The organism is Cupriavidus sp. 86D6, from assembly GCF_057815095.1.
Window position 1 is genome coordinate 280,917 of record NZ_JBYPSB010000005.1, and the last position, 16,247, is coordinate 297,163.

The 16,247-nt window shown below is 67.5% G+C and carries 17 protein-coding genes; 8 read left to right on the plus strand and 9 right to left on the minus strand.

Annotation, left to right across the window (positions count from 1 at the left end; translation table 11 throughout):
• The first annotated feature begins 30 nt into the window (after window positions 1-30).
• The 3 genes from argC to AC3G88_RS14675 all read left to right on the plus strand — a co-directional run bounded on the left by argC (window position 31) and on the right by AC3G88_RS14675 (window position 3,773).
• Window positions 31-954, plus strand: a complete 924-nt coding sequence (gene argC, locus AC3G88_RS14665) for an N-acetyl-gamma-glutamyl-phosphate reductase (RefSeq protein ID WP_488772025.1) — start codon at window positions 31-33, stop codon at window positions 952-954.
• A 763-nt stretch (window positions 955-1,717) separates the two neighbouring features.
• Entirely contained in the window at window positions 1,718-2,344 is a 627-nt protein-coding gene (locus AC3G88_RS14670) for a response regulator transcription factor (protein ID WP_488893462.1), read from the plus strand.
• Window positions 2,331-3,773 (plus strand): sensor histidine kinase, encoded by a 1,443-nt coding sequence (locus AC3G88_RS14675; RefSeq protein ID WP_488772023.1) that lies wholly within the window; start codon window positions 2,331-2,333, stop codon window positions 3,771-3,773. Before AC3G88_RS14670 ends, AC3G88_RS14675 begins: the two co-directional genes overlap by 14 nt.
• Here AC3G88_RS14675 and AC3G88_RS14680 read toward each other — a convergent pair.
• The 7 genes from AC3G88_RS14680 to AC3G88_RS14710 are packed head-to-tail and all read right to left on the minus strand — an operon-like array spanning window position 3,748 to window position 10,986.
• A complete protein-coding gene (locus AC3G88_RS14680) occupies window positions 3,748-3,972 on the minus strand; it encodes a hypothetical protein (protein ID WP_488772022.1) in 225 nt (74 codons plus the stop codon). The genes AC3G88_RS14675 and AC3G88_RS14680 overlap by 26 nt on opposite strands.
• On the minus strand, window positions 3,969-4,754 hold the full coding sequence (locus AC3G88_RS14685) for a heme ABC transporter ATP-binding protein (RefSeq protein WP_488772020.1): 786 nt from the start codon (window positions 4,752-4,754) through the stop codon (window positions 3,969-3,971). Before AC3G88_RS14685 ends, AC3G88_RS14680 begins: the two co-directional genes overlap by 4 nt.
• 1 nt (window position 4,755) lies before the next feature.
• Complete coding sequence (locus tag AC3G88_RS14690; RefSeq protein WP_488772370.1) at window positions 4,756-5,703, minus strand: FecCD family ABC transporter permease; 948 nt, start codon at window positions 5,701-5,703, stop codon at window positions 4,756-4,758.
• A 41-nt stretch (window positions 5,704-5,744) separates the two neighbouring features.
• Complete coding sequence (locus AC3G88_RS14695; protein WP_488772019.1) at window positions 5,745-6,584, minus strand: heme/hemin ABC transporter substrate-binding protein; 840 nt, start codon at window positions 6,582-6,584, stop codon at window positions 5,745-5,747.
• Between the two features lie 19 nt (window positions 6,585-6,603).
• Window positions 6,604-7,638: a hemin-degrading factor gene (locus AC3G88_RS14700; protein WP_488772018.1), complete on the minus strand. Its 1,035-nt coding sequence runs from the start codon at window positions 7,636-7,638 to the stop codon at window positions 6,604-6,606.
• 53 nt (window positions 7,639-7,691) lie between these two features.
• Complete coding sequence (locus tag AC3G88_RS14705) at window positions 7,692-9,029, minus strand: HmuY family protein (protein WP_488772017.1); 1,338 nt, start codon at window positions 9,027-9,029, stop codon at window positions 7,692-7,694.
• A 28-nt stretch (window positions 9,030-9,057) separates the two neighbouring features.
• Window positions 9,058-10,986, minus strand: coding sequence for a TonB-dependent receptor plug domain-containing protein (locus tag AC3G88_RS14710; RefSeq protein WP_488772015.1), 1,929 nt, complete (start codon window positions 10,984-10,986; stop codon window positions 9,058-9,060).
• Window positions 10,987-11,223: 237 nt separating this feature from the next.
• Between AC3G88_RS14710 and AC3G88_RS14715 the strand changes: the two genes are divergently transcribed.
• The 5 genes from AC3G88_RS14715 (at window position 11,224) to AC3G88_RS14735 (ending at window position 14,762) form a co-directional block, all read left to right on the plus strand.
• A complete protein-coding gene (locus AC3G88_RS14715) occupies window positions 11,224-11,586 on the plus strand; it encodes a hypothetical protein (protein WP_488772014.1) in 363 nt (120 codons plus the stop codon).
• Window positions 11,583-12,212 (plus strand): HD domain-containing protein, encoded by a 630-nt coding sequence (locus tag AC3G88_RS14720; RefSeq protein WP_488893463.1) that lies wholly within the window; start codon window positions 11,583-11,585, stop codon window positions 12,210-12,212. Before AC3G88_RS14715 ends, AC3G88_RS14720 begins: the two co-directional genes overlap by 4 nt.
• 174 nt (window positions 12,213-12,386) lie before the next feature.
• Window positions 12,387-13,370: a Bug family tripartite tricarboxylate transporter substrate binding protein gene (locus tag AC3G88_RS14725; RefSeq protein ID WP_488772012.1), complete on the plus strand. Its 984-nt coding sequence runs from the start codon at window positions 12,387-12,389 to the stop codon at window positions 13,368-13,370.
• Entirely contained in the window at window positions 13,363-14,235 is an 873-nt protein-coding gene (locus tag AC3G88_RS14730; RefSeq protein WP_488772011.1) for a PhzF family phenazine biosynthesis protein, read from the plus strand. Before AC3G88_RS14725 ends, AC3G88_RS14730 begins: the two co-directional genes overlap by 8 nt.
• Window positions 14,232-14,762 (plus strand): RidA family protein, encoded by a 531-nt coding sequence (locus AC3G88_RS14735; RefSeq protein ID WP_488772010.1) that lies wholly within the window; start codon window positions 14,232-14,234, stop codon window positions 14,760-14,762. The genes AC3G88_RS14730 and AC3G88_RS14735 overlap by 4 nt, the downstream gene beginning before the upstream one ends.
• Before the next feature lie 11 nt (window positions 14,763-14,773).
• Here AC3G88_RS14735 and AC3G88_RS14740 read toward each other — a convergent pair whose 3' ends face one another.
• Together AC3G88_RS14740 and AC3G88_RS14745 are read right to left on the minus strand one after the other, a co-directional pair.
• Entirely contained in the window at window positions 14,774-15,568 is a 795-nt protein-coding gene (locus tag AC3G88_RS14740; protein WP_488772009.1) for a helix-turn-helix transcriptional regulator, read from the minus strand.
• 34 nt (window positions 15,569-15,602) lie between these two features.
• Window positions 15,603-16,088: a winged helix-turn-helix transcriptional regulator gene (locus tag AC3G88_RS14745; protein WP_488772008.1), complete on the minus strand. Its 486-nt coding sequence runs from the start codon at window positions 16,086-16,088 to the stop codon at window positions 15,603-15,605.
• Between the last annotated feature and the right edge of the window lie 159 nt (window positions 16,089-16,247).

Genomic DNA, 16,247 nt, shown 5'->3' on the forward strand with positions numbered 1-16,247 from the left:
CTTATCCAAAGTTTGCGGAGCATTTCACCTATGAGTTCTCCCGTGGTTTTCATCGATGGCGACCAAGGCACCACCGGATTGCTGATCCACGAACGGCTGCGTCACCGGACCGATATCAGGCTGATGACGCTGGCGGCTGCGGAGCGCAAGGACTTGCGGCGTCGCGCAGAAGCCATCAACGCCTGCGACATCGCCATCCTCTGCCTGCCGGACGCCGCCGCGCGCGAGGCAGTGGCCACCATTGTCAATCCCGCCGTTCGCGTGATCGACGCAAGCTCCGCCCACCGTACGCACCCGGACTGGACCTACGGATTTCCAGAGATGACGCCGGGCCAGGCCGGGCGCATTGCGAAGGCACGCCGGGTCACCAACCCCGGTTGCTACCCGACCGGTGCGATTGGCCTGCTGCATCCATTGGTGCAGGCCGGGCTGATACCGGACGACTACCCCATCAGCATTCATGCGGTATCGGGCTACTCCGGACGCGGACGCACCGGCGTGGAGGAATATGAGGGGCAGGCGGCCGCCAGCGCGCCGGCCTACCAGGTATATGGCCTGGAACTCGCGCACAAGCACACGCCCGAGATCCAGCAGCATGCCGGGCTCAGCCAGCCACCCATTTTCATGCCTGCCTACGGCGCGTTCCGGCAGGGCATCGTGCTGACGGTGCCGCTGGCGCTGCGTTTGCTGGCACCGGGGGTGGATGGCGCGACGTTACAGGACTGCCTCGCGCGCCACTATGCCAGGGCGGAGCATGTCCATGTATTGCCGCTGCAAGCGTCGCGCGATGTGAAGCATCTGGACCCGCAGGCGCTCAACGGGACGAATGACCTGCGTCTGAGCGTATTTCCCAGCAAGGCGCACGGGCAGGTACTACTGTCTGCGGTTTTCGACAATCTTGGAAAAGGCGCTTCCGGCGCCGCGATTCAGAACCTGGACCTGATGCTGGCGTAGCCCTGTGTTCCAGGTCGCCGAATGTCCCTTCCTGCCCCGCGAAGGGCCATTGGATTTCCCCGGGTTTGTCGCGATTTATCGACCGTGCGGTACGGGACGCGGGGGAGGCGGGTACGGCGTATTGCCGGGTATCTGAATATATGGCGCGACGATATACGGGTACGGGGCAGATCCGTTGACCTGCTGGTCATAGGCGGGGGCGTTCGGCTGGGTCGCCATGACACCGGCCCGGGGGAGCGGCGGGGTGTGCAACACCGTCGCATCACGCCGGCCATCGCTGATTCCGCGTTCGGTACTCAGAATCTGGGGCCGACTGCCCGTATCCGGCGCGGCATTGGCCGCAGACGAACCCAATGTCGAGAGCAAGATAATCGTCAAAAATCTCAGCATATCGACTCCACATATCCCTGTTGTCGCACCGCGTGACTCTGGCGCGATCGCGCCGGCAGTCCGGCCGGTAGCCCATTGCCAGGTCGCGACGGGCGCTTCCACGGAGCAATGGTAGTACGGAGGCTTACGGCAGGCGGACCACAAACTTGAGGTGCCAGCCGATTTTCCGGGCTTGACACTGCCGATGTCCGGGTGGACGACCCTCCGGCAAATTCCCCTGCAAATGAGAATGCGTCGCATGTAGAATCATGCCCAAACCGGACGATGACAACAGGTCCGGATGAAAGAAGGGTCGACGGGCGGGTGAACTTGGGCAAGGGGGGAAGACTGTCATGCGTGTTCTGATCGTGGAGGACGATCCGCGGGTGAGGCATTGGCTCGGCGCAGGCTGCAACAGCAGGGGCATGCCTGCCGCCTGACGGACACCGGGGAACACGCGCTCGAACTGATCCGGGACGAAGCCTTCGACGCCGTCCTGCTGGACCGGATGCTGCCCGGCATCGATGGCATCGGCGTACTGCGTGCGTTGGCCGATCATCCGCATCCCCCCGTCATGGTGCTGTCCGCCGTGGACCAGCCAAGCGACCGCGTGGAAGGACTGCGTGCCGGCGCCGGCGATTACCTGGGCAAGCCCTTCGACTTCACTGAACTGTTGGCGCGGCTGGAAGGGCTGGCCAAGTGGCGTGCGCTACCGCACGGCGCAGACTGGGTCACGCGTCTTGAAGACCTCTGCATCGACTGGCGCGAGCGCCGCGTGTCGCGAGGCGGCCAACCGATCGATCTCACCGAGAAGGAGTTCGCACTGCTGCAGGTACTGGCCACCAACGTCGGCCGCACGGTCACGCGTGCGATGCTGCTGGAAAAGGTCTGGGGTTACCAGTTCGATCCACAGACGAACCTGATCGACGTTCACGTTTCGAAGCTGCGCAGCAAGATCGACCGCAATTTCCCGCGATCGCTGCTGCGTACGGTGCGCGCGGTCGGCTATGTCCTGGGCTGAGCGCGTTCATCTGCTGGAGACCAGGACTTTCCGCCATGCCTCGCTGGTGGCGTTCCTCTTCCTGCTGGTCGCCATCGGATCGGTCCTGCTGAGCGCGCATCAGATCGACGTGTTGCTGCACAGCCACGTGCGCGACATGGTGCTGGCCGATGTGCGTGCCAAGGAACACAGGCATCACTTGGCCGACGCCAGCCAGCTGGCCGTGGCGCTGACCCAGGAAGACGGCCGCGAACGCGAAGGCAGCAGGTCGCTGGTCCTGGCGCCATCGGGCAGGTTGCTGTTCGGCGATGCCAAGGTCAGGGCGGCGCTGCAATGCGAGCCCCCTTGCGACTTGCAGTGGCGCAATGTCACGGTGGGCGATACCAGTGCGCAACGTGCCCAGTTGTTCGGCGTGCAGGTGCCGCTGGCCGACGGCGGCGTGTTCTTCAGCGGCTACGACATCCTGCCCATGCGTGAACGGCTGCGCGTGTTTCCGCTGGTAGCCGGCGCGGGCCTCTTCGCGGTGCTGCTGTCGAGCCTGGCCATCGGGCTCTATTCCAGCGTGCAAAGCATGCGCCGGGTGGACCGCATCCGCAGCGCACTGCGCCGCTACGTGACCGGCGAACGCGACGCGACGGTGCCCTGCCGGCGCGATGGCGATGAATTCGACCTGCTGGGCCAGGACATCAACCATGTGCTCGATCGCGTGAACCGTCTGATGGAAGAGGTCAAGAGCGTAAGCAGCCATCTGGCCCACGAACTGCGCACGCCGCTCACGCGCATGCACAACCGCCTGGCCAACCTGGCGGAGAAAGTCGATGACCCCATGCGCGACGACGTGCTTGGCGCGCTGGAAGAAGGCGAGCGTATCCAGCGCATGGTCCGCGCGGTGCTTCGTATCGGCGAAGTGGAAGCCGGACGTTGCGAGCACGCGTTCGAATGGTTCGAGGTGCGCGGGCTGCTCGACGACCTGGCTGAATACTATGCGCCGCTGGTGTCGATGTCCGGCATGGCGCTGCGCATCGAAGCCGAGCCGGGACGCGAGCTGTACGGCGACCGCGCGCTGCTGTTCCAGGCGTTGTCGAACCTGATCGAAAACGCCATCAAGTATGCGCCGGAGGGCAAGGCGCTGGTACTGTTGGCGCGCCGCCGTGGCGACGGCATGGCGCTGGGCGTGGCAGACCACGGCCCCGGCATTCCGGCAGACCTGCGCGGCCAGGCGGTGGAGCGGTTCCGGCGTCTGGGTGCAACCTCGGGCCGGAAATCGGGCGGCGTCGCGCCATCGGGCAGCGGGCTCGGCCTGGCCCTGGTCAATGCCATCGCGGGGCTGCATGGCGCCCGGCTTTCGCTGGAAGAGAACCTTCCCGAGGGGCTTCTGGCCGTGTTGCTGCTGGACCGCCGCCAGTGGAGCGACAGGACGGGGCTCAAGGACGCGCTGCGCTGCCGATGAGACCATCGCGCATCCATATGGAATGCCGGGCGACGAATGGCCTTGCAGCGCCATCGGCGTCGGTAGCGCCCGGGGCAGGCACGCGCCCGAACACGGCAATCCAGAGCAGCACGGGCGGAAGTACCAGCGCCACGAACATCAGCGGGCCCGGCTTGTGCGCCAGCGCCTCTTGCAGGATCTGCTGCAGGCAATCGGTCATCCGAAGACGACGAATGGCACGCCCGCGTGCACCGGCGACGGCATCACCCTGGCGGGGATGCCATAGACGCACGCCAGCCTGATTTCCGTCAGCACTTCGGCCGGATCGCCGCAGGCGACGGCCCGGCCATCGGCCAGCAGCAGCAAGCGGTCGCACCAGCGAGCCGCCAGGTTGACGTCGTGCAATACCACGAGCACGGCCAGGCCATCGGTGCGGCTCAGCGTTCTGACGCTGTCGAGCAGCAGTAGCTGGTGGCGCGGGTCGAGGCTCGAAATCGGCTCGTCGAGCAGCAGGGCCCGATAGCTGTCGGCTGCCCGGCAGGCCAGCGTCTGCACCAGCGTACGGGCAAACTGCACGCGCTGTTGTTCGCCGCCAGACAGGCGCTGGTAGTCGCGGCCGGCCAGGTGTGCCACATCGGCCAGCCCGAGCGCGCGGCGTATCAGTGCGTCCAGCGCCCGTCGGTCGAGCTCGGGGAACGGATAGCCGCCCATGGCGACCACTTCGGTCACGTCCAGATCGAAGTTCAGCCCCGGCGACTGCGGCAGTACCGCGCGCGTGCGCGCCAGGGCGTGCGCAGGCCAGTGCGCCATGTCACGCCCGTTGAGCGAGACAGCCGACGCCGGGACGGCGATCTCGCCGGCAAGCGCACCCAGCAGCGTGCTCTTGCCCGCGCCATTTGCGCCGAGAATGCCGAGCACTTCGCCGGGGCGCAGACTCAGATCGATACCGGAGAGCACCTGTCGGCGCCCGCGGTTGCAGTGCAGATTCCGGGCGACCAGCACCTCATGCCCCCTTTCGCGTCAGCATCCAGAGCAGGAAGGGCCCGCCCGCAAGGCTCGTGACGATGCCGATCGGCAACTCGGCCGGGATCACCACCATGCGGGACAGCCAGTCCGCCAGTGTCATGGCAATGGCGCCGCCGGCCAGCGTGTTCGGCAGCAGCCAGCGGTGGTCCGCACCGAGCGGCATGCGCACCAGGTGCGGCACGACAAGCCCAACGAACGAGATCGTGCCGGTGACGGCGACGATGGGGCCCACCAGCAGGGCGGTCAGCACGATCAGCCGGCGGCGCAGCCGCTTGAGATCGAAGCCCAGGTGCAGGGCCTCGCGCTCGCCCAGCAGCAGCGCATTCATGGCGCGCCAGTCACGCAGCAGCAGCGCGCACAGCACAGCCACCAGCGGGACCAGCCACGCCAGCAAGGGCCACGTGGCGCCGGCGAGACTGCCCATGTTCCAGAACGTGAGGTTGCGAAGCTGCACGTCACTGGCCTGATACGTGAAGAAGCCGACAATGGCCGCGCAGATGGCGTTGATCGCGATACCGGCCAGCAGCAGGCTGGCCATGCCCCCCCGCCGCGCGCCGAGCCGGTAGGCAAACGACGTTGCCGCAAGGCTGCCGATGAACGCGGCGGGCGCGATGCCGGCCAGTCCGTCGGCGCCCAGCACGATGGCCGCCACCGCGCCGGCCGCACCGCCCAGCGAGATGCCGATCAGGCCCGGCTCGGCCAGCGGATTGCGAAACAACGCCTGCATGACCGCGCCCGAGAGCGCCAGCGCGGCGCCCACCGTGATGGCCAGCACGATACGTGGCAGCCGCACTTCGATCAGCACGTTGCGCCACATGGCATCGTCGCCGTCACCAGCGGCCGACCACAGCAACGGCAGCAGACGTTGGTGCGGAATCGACAGCGCGCCGCTGGAAGCTGTCCACAGGGCGGCCAGCACCAGCATGACGCACAGCGTGGTGAAGATGGCCAGTCGGTGGCTGCGCATCAGCGGTCCGCCGTTTGCCGGGCAGCCAGCCCCGTCTGCAACAGCCGAAGCGCCTCTGGCAGGCGGGGCCCGAAGCCCAGCAGCAGGAGATCGTCCATGACGACGATGCGCCGGTTGCGGGCAGCTGGCGTCGCATTGAGGCCCGGCTGCGCCAGGAACGCGTCGGCGCTGCCGCTGGCACCGACCGACATCGTCGTGGTGACGATCACGTCCGGCTTCAGGGCCGCGGCCGCCTCGGCCGAAAACGGCTTGAACCCGGTCTGGCTGGCCAATACGTTGGTGCCGCCCGCCAGCGCCAGCATGGCGTCACCGGCAGTCGCGGTGCCCATCCCCTGCATCTTGCCGGTGTGGCTGCTGACGATCAGCACGCGCACCGGCTGGCTGACCGCGCGGATGGCCCGCAGTTCGGCGTGCAGGCGGTCAACCAGCGCGCGGCCGCGCTCCGGCATCTCCAGCGCCGTGGCGGTGCCGAGAATGCGCTGGTCCAGCGCCGCCACGGTGGGCGCCGAAGGCAGCGTTACCACCTTGCTGCCGAGCTTGCGGATCTGTTCCAGTGCCTGGGGCGGACCGGCCTGGTCGGCGGCCAGTACAAGGTCGGGCCTCAGGCTGGCGAGCCCTTCGACCGACACCGCGCGGTAGTAGCCCACCTTGGGCAGCTTCAGCGCGGCAGCGGGGTAGATGCTGGACGAATCGGCGCCGACGAGCGTCTTTTCCGCGTCCAGTGCGTAGATGATCTCAGTGATCGCGCCGCCCAGGCCGACCACGCGGGCCGGCGGTGCGGCATGGGCCAGGCCTGCCGCGCACAGCAGGGACAACAGCGCAGAGCGCAGTAGTTTCATGTCGACTCCGGCAATGCGGTCAGGCGGCCAGTGCCGTCGGGCAGAGCGATTGCAGCAGCGCGCGCCACGCGCCCAGTTCCGGCTTGCCCGGCTTGCGCTCGCCAAAGAACTGGACGATCAGCTCACCACCGGCGCCGTACAGTTCCAGCGACGTCACCCAGCCATCGACCGTGGGCTTGTTGACGACCCAGCTCGACGCAACGGCCTCGGTGTTCAGGTGCAGGTTGAAGGCTTCGTCGAGCACGTTGAACCAGGGGCCGGTGCGCACCAGCTTGTGCACCGGGCCGGTATGGATCTGTACGATGCCCCGGTTGCCGACAAAGCACATGACGGGCAGCGCTGATTCGGCGGCACGGCCGAGCACGGTTTCGACGGCCGTGTTGTCCACCTGCTGGGCCAGGTCATTGCCGGCCGTGCGCAGGGCGCCCAGGCGCGATACCTTGAACTGCCGCAGCATGGCAAAGAAATCATGCGTGTCCTGGAGCCCCAGCCAGTGGGCACGCATGGCATCGGCGTCGGCAGGGGTCTCGGACTCGGTCACTGGCGCAACGGGCTCGGGCAGGACCGGCGTCACCGTCGCCACGGCATGGCGATCCACATATGCCTGCCATGCCGCGGCATCGGTGGCGTCGGTGCGGTAGACCTTGTGTACCGCTTCGCCGGCCCGGTCGAAAAACTGCAGGCTGTCGCGGCCATGCTCCGTGACGGCGTAGAAATACCGCCAGTTGCCGAAGAACATGCGAAGGTCGATGTCCGGCCCGAGCACGATGCCGACGGGGCCGTCCGCCTCGATGCCCTGATACTGGCCATGCCGTTCGTGAACGGCATGGTCGTTGCGCGACAGGGCCATCACCGGGCCGAGCGTGCCGAGATCACGGAACAGCTGCTGCGCCGTGCCGCCAAGCTGTCGCACGGCCACGCCGCATCCGGCCGCGACCAGTTCGGCCTCGCTGGCGCCAAGGCGCTGGGCGCGGTCGCGCATGCGCAGTTTCGGGTGGGCGTCGGCCAATGCCTGATGGCGCTGGCGCAGCGTCTCGATGCCTTGTTGTTCCATGTCCATGTGTGTCGTGAGGTGTCGCGGGTAGTCGCTCGTTCAGCAGTCGGGGCTCAGGGCTGGACGTCGAAGTGGATCGTCCACGTTTGCTGGCTGCTGTTCGCGTTCGGATCGGCGTAGGCGATCTTCGTCAGGTGGAAGCGCGCATACGTGCCGCCTTCGCCGCCGCGGATCAGGCCGCCAGCGTCGGGGTTGGCGCTGATCAGGTGCGCCACCGCCGGCAGGCCGTTGGCGGCGGCCGCCGCGGCGGTCGGGAAGTACGAATACCAGCCGAAATTCATCGGATTCGGGTACGCACCCGTGTAGGCCGGGTTCAGCACCGACGCCGTCGAATCCCTGATCCACTGCGCGGCGGCCGTGGGCAGGCGCATGTCGGCGGCGGTGAGATCGGCCAGCGTCGTGCTCACGTTGGTGGCGCTGGTGAATGCCGATGCCACCGGCTTGTTCGATGCGTCATAGAAACCGGCCGGCGTCTTGCCCACGAAGCCCGCCACCGTGCCCGTGCCCGATTCGCCGCCATTCAGCTTGACGTTGTAGCGGTTGAACGCGATATGCCAGGGGCCCGAGGCGGTGGTGACGGCCCGGTTGACCAGGTCGTAGTAGACCCAGTCGGCCGATGCATTGACCGAAGCGGTGTAGACCGTGCCCGGCGCGCTGCGATCCACGAAGCGGAAGCTCGGATAGCCGGACGTCGTGCCGCCCGCGCCGCCGTAGTAGCCGGTCACCTGCAGGGCGAATACCGGCGCCGCGGCGGTGCCCGTGGTGTCGGCCAGCGCGCTGTTGGTCGTGATCACGAAGGTACGGAAGGTCGGGTACAGCAGGTGATCGGTCGCCGCGCCGGTCACGCCGTATTCGAATGCGGCCGAGCCGATGTCGTTGGCGGTGCTGGCAAACACGCCGCTGGCCGAGTCCTTCAGGAATACCGTGGCAGGCAGGGCGCCATTGTCCGGATCGATGGTGGCGTTCTTCCAGGTCGCCAGCGTGGTCCAGGTGTGGTCGAACGGGCTGCCGAACGCGCCGCCGTTGCCGGTGCCGCTGGTGCCGCTGTTGGTCCACAGCTTTGCCGTGCGGCCGCCGGCTTCGGTCTTGACCTTCAGGTCCCACTCGGTGCCGGTACAGGCCGTTTCGGCCTTGGCGTTGAAGTCGTAGCACAGGGAATTGCCGGCGGCCGGCAATGCGAATGTCCAGTCGGCCGTCTGCGTGAATGCCGAGGTGGAGGCGGGCGGGGTCGTGGTGCCGCCCCCCGTGCTGCCGCCGCTGGTGCCGCCGGTCGTGGTACCGCCGCCGCTGTCGCCGTCGCCGTCGCCACAGGCGGCCAGCATCAGTGCCAGCGCGGCCGCGCCGATGACGCCCAGCGGGCGGCGATGCAGTGCAAGCGTGTCGTGGATCATGATCAGTGCTTCCCCGTTTGATGTCTCGTTAGCGGGCGACGTCGACGTTGAACCGCGCGCCCAGGTAGATAAAGCGCCCCGCCACGGGCCCGAAGTCACTGGCATTCGCAAAATCGCGCTGGCGATCGAACAGGTTGTTCACGCCGGCGAAAGCGGTCACGTTGCGGCCGATCTTCTGGTTCAGCACCAGATCGAGCGTGCCCCAGCCCGGCGAGCAGGCGCCGGTGGCGGAGTCGGTCAGTTCGCTGCTCTGGAAGCGCGCACGCGCCGACAGCTCCGTCGCGGGCAGGACACGCCAGTCGGCGCCCACGCGGCCCATGTGGCGCGGCCGGCGGGTCAGTTCGAGGCCGGTATCGAGGTCCTCGGTATCGGTGAACGTGTAGGCCGTGGTCAGGTTCAGCTGGCTGGTGGCACGCCAGCGCAACGATGTCTCGACGCCCTGCGTCCTGGCGCGCGCCACGTTGCGGTACGTGTAGACCGCGATGCCGTTGACCATGGTGAAGTTGGTCATGTCGGTCTGGATCAGGTCCGTCACGCGGTTGTAGAACAGGTTGGTGTCGAGGGTCACGCGGTCGCGCCAGCTCAGCTGGCCGCCCAGCTGGAAGCTGTTCGACGACTCCGGCTTCAGGTCCGGATTGCCCAGTACGACGTAGCCCAGCGAGCTGTGGTCGAACAGGTAATGGCGTTCCTTGAGGTTCGGCACGCGGTAACCCTGGCCGTAGTTGGCGCGCAGCACGCCTTTCCACGTGTCGTTGGACAGCAGGTTGGCGCGCACGCCTACCTTGGGCGCGAAGTGGCTGCCGAAGTCGGAATCGTGCTGGCCGCGCAGGCCGACCACCATCTCCCACGTGTCGTTGAACAGGATGTCGTTCTGCAGGTAGAGCTCGCCCGACTGGCGCTCGGCGCTGCCGGTGCCCGCCAGTTCCGAAGTGCCATTGACCGACTGGTCGAGGGTTTCGCGATGGAAGTCGCCGCCGAACTGCCACAACTGGCGATACCAGGCCGGCAGGTCGAACTGGGCGGAAACATGGTCGGTCTGCTGGGCGGCGTTGCGGACCGAGGTCTGGGCGCCGTTCGAGTATTCGCGCGACGTGCTGTCGTAGGTTTCATGCACGCCGGCCAGCCGTGCCCGCACCCCGTTGTCGAAGCGCCATTGGCCGCCGTAGGTGTATCGGTTGCGGTCGATGTCCTCGGTCTTGCGCTGCGGCACGTAGCGGGGCGGCGCGTAGTACTGATACCGTTGCTCGTCGGTCTCGCGGTAGGCGCTGGCGTCGAACCAGAAGTTGCCGGCCTGGGCGGGCAGCCATTCCAGGCGCCCTGCGTATTGTTCACGCCGGATCTTGTCGCCGTGACGCGTCCAGCCGTCCGGATCGACGGCAAAGCCCTTGTTGTCGAGCGCATCGGCGCTGACGCGCGCCCGGATCTTCCCGGTGCCCCCTTCGAGCCGGATGTTGCCGTGCAGGGCGCCGGGCGAGCCATCGGCATTCTGGGCGCCATAGCTGCCGGCATCGGCCGTGACGGCCCCGGAGAACCCCTTGGCAATCGGGCGCGTGATCACGTTGATGACACCGCCCATCGCCGAACTGCCGTACTGGGCCGAACTGGCGCCCTTGACCACCTCGACACGGTCCACCTCGGTCAGCAGGTATTGCGAGACATCGACGGTGGACCCGGTACTGGCCGAGATGGGGAGCCCGTCGATCAGGATCAGCACCTGGTCGCTTGTCATGCCCTGCAGCGTGACTTCATAGCCGGACTTGCCGTGGATCTCGCGCAGTTGCAGGCCGGGCACGTTTTCCAGCGCATCCTTGAGCGTGCGCGCATGGGTGCGCTCGATTTCCTGGCGGTCCACCACCTCGGTACGGATCGGGGTCTCGTCCAGCGTTTTTTCGCTCCGGGTGCCCGTGACAACCACCGTTGGCAGGGGATCGCCGGAACCGGTCTGCTGGGCTCGCACATGCGGCGCTGCGCAAAGGAGGGTGCCGGCAACGAGGGCAAGGGTTTTCAGGCGCATTCGGGGCGGAACCGGCGGTCTACCGATCCGGTCATGACAAACGAGCCTCAAATGATAATGATTCTCGTATGCATCTTCCGTTAAGAATGCTTAATGAAGCGCCCGGCCGCCGCGGCAGCCGGGCGTGGGGCGTCCGTGCGTTATATTCGGCGCGTTGACATCACAGCCGGGCAGTAGCGTATGGACAAGAAACGGATTCGGGTATCGCACGTGGCGGTTCCCGGCAATCTCAGTGTGCTGAAACTGAAGGGCTACCTCAGGACAGCCATCGCCGATGTGGCCAAGGGCTCGGACGACAACGAGATCCTGCTGGTCAAGGTGCTGGTGCCGCAGGCGCTAGGCCTCAAGGCCGGAGAAAAGCTGTTCGACAAGGTGCTGCAGGGCATCGTCGACAAGGATTCGCGCGTGCGCCGGGTGTCGGTCGAGTTCGTGGACGGCGAGATCACCGCCGACAAGATTGCCGCCAGCGAGGCGCGTACCCAGAAGGAGATCGATGCCTACGGGCATCTGCTGGAAGACGAGCCGGACGAAACGGCGCCATGAACCTCTCCGATCTTGAACGTCAGCTGGCATTTCTGCGAGAGATCGACCGGCTGAAGAGCGTGGTGCGGATGTCGCCGTTGATCGACCAGTCGCGCCGCGAGAACAGTGCCGAGCATTCATGGCACCTTGCCATGTACGCGCTCGTGCTGTCGGAACATGCCGCGGCGCCGGTCGATGTGGTGCGTGTCGTCAAGATGCTGCTGCTCCACGATATCGTGGAAATCGATGCCGGCGACACGCCGCTTCATGCTCCGTCGCGGCAGACCGCCCAGGCCGCCCAGGCCGCCCGGACCGACCAGGCGGAGCGGGAGCAGCGGGCCGCGCAGCGGATCTTTTCGTTGCTGCCGGCAGCGCAGGCCGCCGAGTTTCGCCGGCTGTGGACCGAATTCGAGGCGGCCGAAACGGATGACGCGAAGTTTGCCAAGTCGCTGGACCGCTTTCAGCCGCTGCTTCATAACGTCGCCACCGGCGGCGGCACGTGGATTGCGCCGGGGCTCGATGAGGCGCAGGTCGTCGCCCGCTACGGGCCGACCATCGAGCGTGGCGCCCCGGCGCTCTGGGAAGCAGCCGCCAGGCTGGTTCGGGCGCATTTCCGCGACTCGCAGGCCGCGGACGATAGCCCCTGAGGCCTCGGGACGGATTTGAATCGAAGGGCATCCGCGAGGGTGCCCTTTTTTGTTGTGGGCAGGGCGGGGCGGCCTGACCGCCGGGCGCATTTCGGATCGGTACGGGTCGCATTCCGGTTCGAATCCCGCGCGCCGCGTGCCTAGACTCCCTGCACATCCACAAGGAGGAAGCCCGTGTCAATCCTGTCCCATCCGCCCCGCGCGGCGCGCCGCGCACTGCTGGCCATCGTAGCCGGACTCTGTTTCGGGGCCGCCCAGGCCGAAACCTGGCCCGCCAGGCCCGTTGTCATCGTCGTCCCGTTCCCGGCGGGCGGCGGCACCGACCTGGTGGTGCGGTCGATCCAGCCGCTGCTGCAGCGCGAACTGGGCCAGCCGGTGGTGATCGACAACCGCAGCGGGGCCGGCGGCACACTGGGCTCGGCCTACGTGGCACGCGCCACGGCCGATGGCTACACCGCCGGCGTGGTGACCACCAGCACGCATGCGGTCAGCGTGGCGATCTATCCCAAGCTGACCTACCATCCGGCCAGGGACTTCAGCTATGCCGGGTTCATCGGCACCTCGCCGTATGTGCTGGCCGTCAACAACCAGTTGCAGTCGACCGATGTCAAGGCGTTGCTGGCCAGGCTCAGGGCCGACAAGACGCAGCACAGCTTCGGCTCGGTGGGTGTAGGCACCGTATCGCACCTGATGGGGGAGCAGTTCCAGAAGCTGGCGGGCGTGCCGCTGGTGCATGTGCCGTATCGCGGCGCGTCCCCGGCCTACACCGACCTGATTGGCGGGCAGGTGCAGATCATGTTCGACAATCCGGTGGGCCTGGCGCCATACATCAAGGCGCGCAAGATCACCGCCATCGCCACCACCGCGCCCACGCCGCTGCTGGCCGACGTGCCGACGTTTGCCAGCCAGGGCGTGCCCGATTTCGAGCAGCAGCTCTGGTACGGCATTGCGTTCCCCAAGGGGACCCCGGCAGCGGTGGTGGACCGGTTCAATGCCGCACTGAACAAGGTATTGCGAGACAAGGCCGTGGCGGAAGACCTTGCCGCCAAGGGTGTCACGGCCCGGCCGGGCACGCCGGCGGCGCTGCAGGCCGCCGTACAGAAGGACATCCCCTATTGGGGAGCGATTGCACGATCGGTAGGAGCCACAGGTGAGTGAAGTCAGTCTGATCCACGTATTCGTGCGCGATGGCCGGGGCGGCAACCCCGTGCCGCTGGTGGCCGATGCACAGGGCATGGACGCGGCGGGCATGCAGGCGGTGGCCGCCTCGCACGGGCACGAGTCCGCCTTTGTATTGCCCAGCGCCATCGGCTGCGACTGGCGCATCCGCTTCTTCGTCCCCCAGCACGAGATGGAAATGTGCGGCCACGCCACTGTCGGCACCTTATGGGCGCTGCGGCAGTGGGGACAGTGGACCACGCCCACCGCGCGGATCGAAACCTTGAGCGGCGTGGTGCACGCCCGGTGGGACGACACGCTGCAATGCGCGTGGATCTCGCAGCCGGCGGTACGCACGCAGCCGCTGGGCGCGCAGGAAAGTGCCCGGGTGGCCGCGCAGTTGCGCTTGCCGATGGGCGCGTGGACGATGACCAACGCCGCCACCAGCCGCGTGAAGACGCTGGTGGCGCTGCCGTCCGTGGCGATGCTCGATGGTCTGCAGCCCGACTTCGCCACGATGCAGGCGCTCTGCGAATCGATCGGCTCCACGGGCCTCTATCCCTACGCGCTGGGCGCGACGAAGGCGGATGGCCGGCGCATCGTGCATGCGCGGCAGTTTCCGAAATCGTCGGGCTACCCGGAGGACGCCGCCACCGGCATCGCCGCCGCCGCGCTGTGGGGCTACCTGGCCCGCGAAGGCGGCCTGGGCAACGGGGCGGACGCGGCCGCCGCGCCATCCATTGCCGTCTGGCAAGGCGATGCCATGGGCAGTCCGTCGGAGATTCTGGTGGCGCCGCGCATCGACGACCAGGGCGCGGCGGACGGCTGCTGGCTTAGTGGCCAGACGGCATGGGGCGCGCCATGACGGCGCAGGCACCAGGCGCGCCGCCCGACACGCCACCAGACACGTCGCCAGGCACGCCGGAAGCGCGGCTCGCGGCGGTGGGCCTGGTGCTGCCGGAGGTATCGGCGCCCCGAGGAAACTACGCGCCGTATTGCGCGGTGCCGGTTGGCGATGCGCAATGGGTGTCGATTTCCGGCCAGGTCTGCCGGCGGCACGGCGTGGCCATGGCCGGGCTGTGCCGCACCGACGACGACCTGATACCGGCCCGCGAAGCGGCGCAGGTCTCGATGCTGAATGCGCTGGCGGCGCTGCGGCAGGCCTGTGGCGGCGATTTGTCGCGCGTGGTCCAGGTGGTACGGCTGCGCGGGTTCATTCGTGCGGCGGACACGTTCACGCGGCATCCCGCGGTACTCGACGCGGCTTCGGCCGTGTTGCGCGTGGCGTTTCCCGATCAGCCCTTGCCCGCCCGCAGCGCGGTGGGCGTGGCCAGTCTGCCTGACTGTGCATGGACAGAGATCGAAGTGGAAGCGATCGTGGCCAGCGTGTGAGGAACGCCGCCCTAGGCCGGCGCCGGCACCTCGCGCAGCAGCCGGTGCAGGTGGCCGCTGGAGGCAAAGCCCAGCTGCACGCTGACACTGGCGGGCGCGTGCCCGGTCGCGATCAGCGCCCTGGCATGCGCGGCCAGCACGCGCCGCCGGATCGCCACGGGCGTGGTGCCGAATTCGATCTGGCATGCCCGCTGCAACTGGCGAATCGCCACACCCAGTTCGCTGGCCACCGCATCGATCGACGGCAGGGGCTGGTCGCATTCCAGCGCCTGTGTGAAGCGCCACACCATGCGATGGGCGATCGATGCCGGCGCTTCGGGATGCGCCAGCGGCCGGCTCGTCACCAGTTGCTCGACGATGGCACGCACCAGCCAGGATGCACTCGGGGTGGACAGGTTGGGAGCCAGCAGCGCCTCCAGCATGGCGACAGTGGGCCCGTCCAGGCGGATCGCGCCATACCGCAGGGCGGGCATGCGGTCGGGGGGCAGATAGAGTTCGCCGTGCTGCTGCAGCCGATGCTCGGACGCCGTGAGGTGCGACGTCGACGCCGGCAGCAGCACCGCGGCACCGCGCACCAGTGTCGCGGCACGCCGTGACCGTGCCGCCGTAGCGGGCGCCGCTGCCCCCGGCGCATCGCCGGGGGTATCCCACACCGTCTTGAGCCGGCCCATGCGCGGCCAAAGCAGCATGCCGCAGTCATGCTCGTGCCACTCGCGCCGGAACGCGGGCTGCCGGCTGTTATGCAGCGCAAAGCCGTGCGTGACTGTCAGATGCAGTTTGGGAGACAGATGAGGGCGGTCGGTCATCGCGGACATTCCGGCGGCCAGGGGATGCCAGCGATCATACGCCGGTCCGGGCGGCGCCGATGTCCTGCTTGTCCTGCTTCACCTTGCGGACCTCGGTATCGGCGGCGCGTATGACGGAGCCGTCCTTCGCCAAGGGCTGCATGGGCGGCACGGGTTTGCCGGTGCGCCGGTCGATCAGCGTGGAATGGCGCTCACCGGCCGCGAACCGATGCCGCTCGCCCCATTGGCGCAGCGCCACCACCACCGGAAACAGCCGCTCGCCCGCTGCGGTCAACACGTACTCCTGGTAGGCCGAGCCATCGGAAGCGGCCTGCAATGCCAGCACGCCGGCCTCCACCAGCTTGTGCAGCCGGTCCGCCAGGATATTCCGTGCCATGCCCAGGCCGCGCTGGAAATCGCTGAAGCGCCGCACGCCGTCGAAGGCGTCGCGCACGATCAGGAGCGACCAGCGGTCGCCCACCACATCGAGAGACCTGGCGACCGGGCAGGATTCCGGGGGCTTCGGGGCGGTACGCGTCATGGGCGCCGCAGGTGTCGCGGGGGTCGAAGGTGTTGGCATGGGTCTCGGCACGCAATGATCTGGTTGCATTTTAAAACCGGCTGCCCTAGCATTCAACCAGTTTTGTTTTGAAACTGGATAAGAGGCGCCATGGCACCGGAAGACACGCTGGAAAGATCA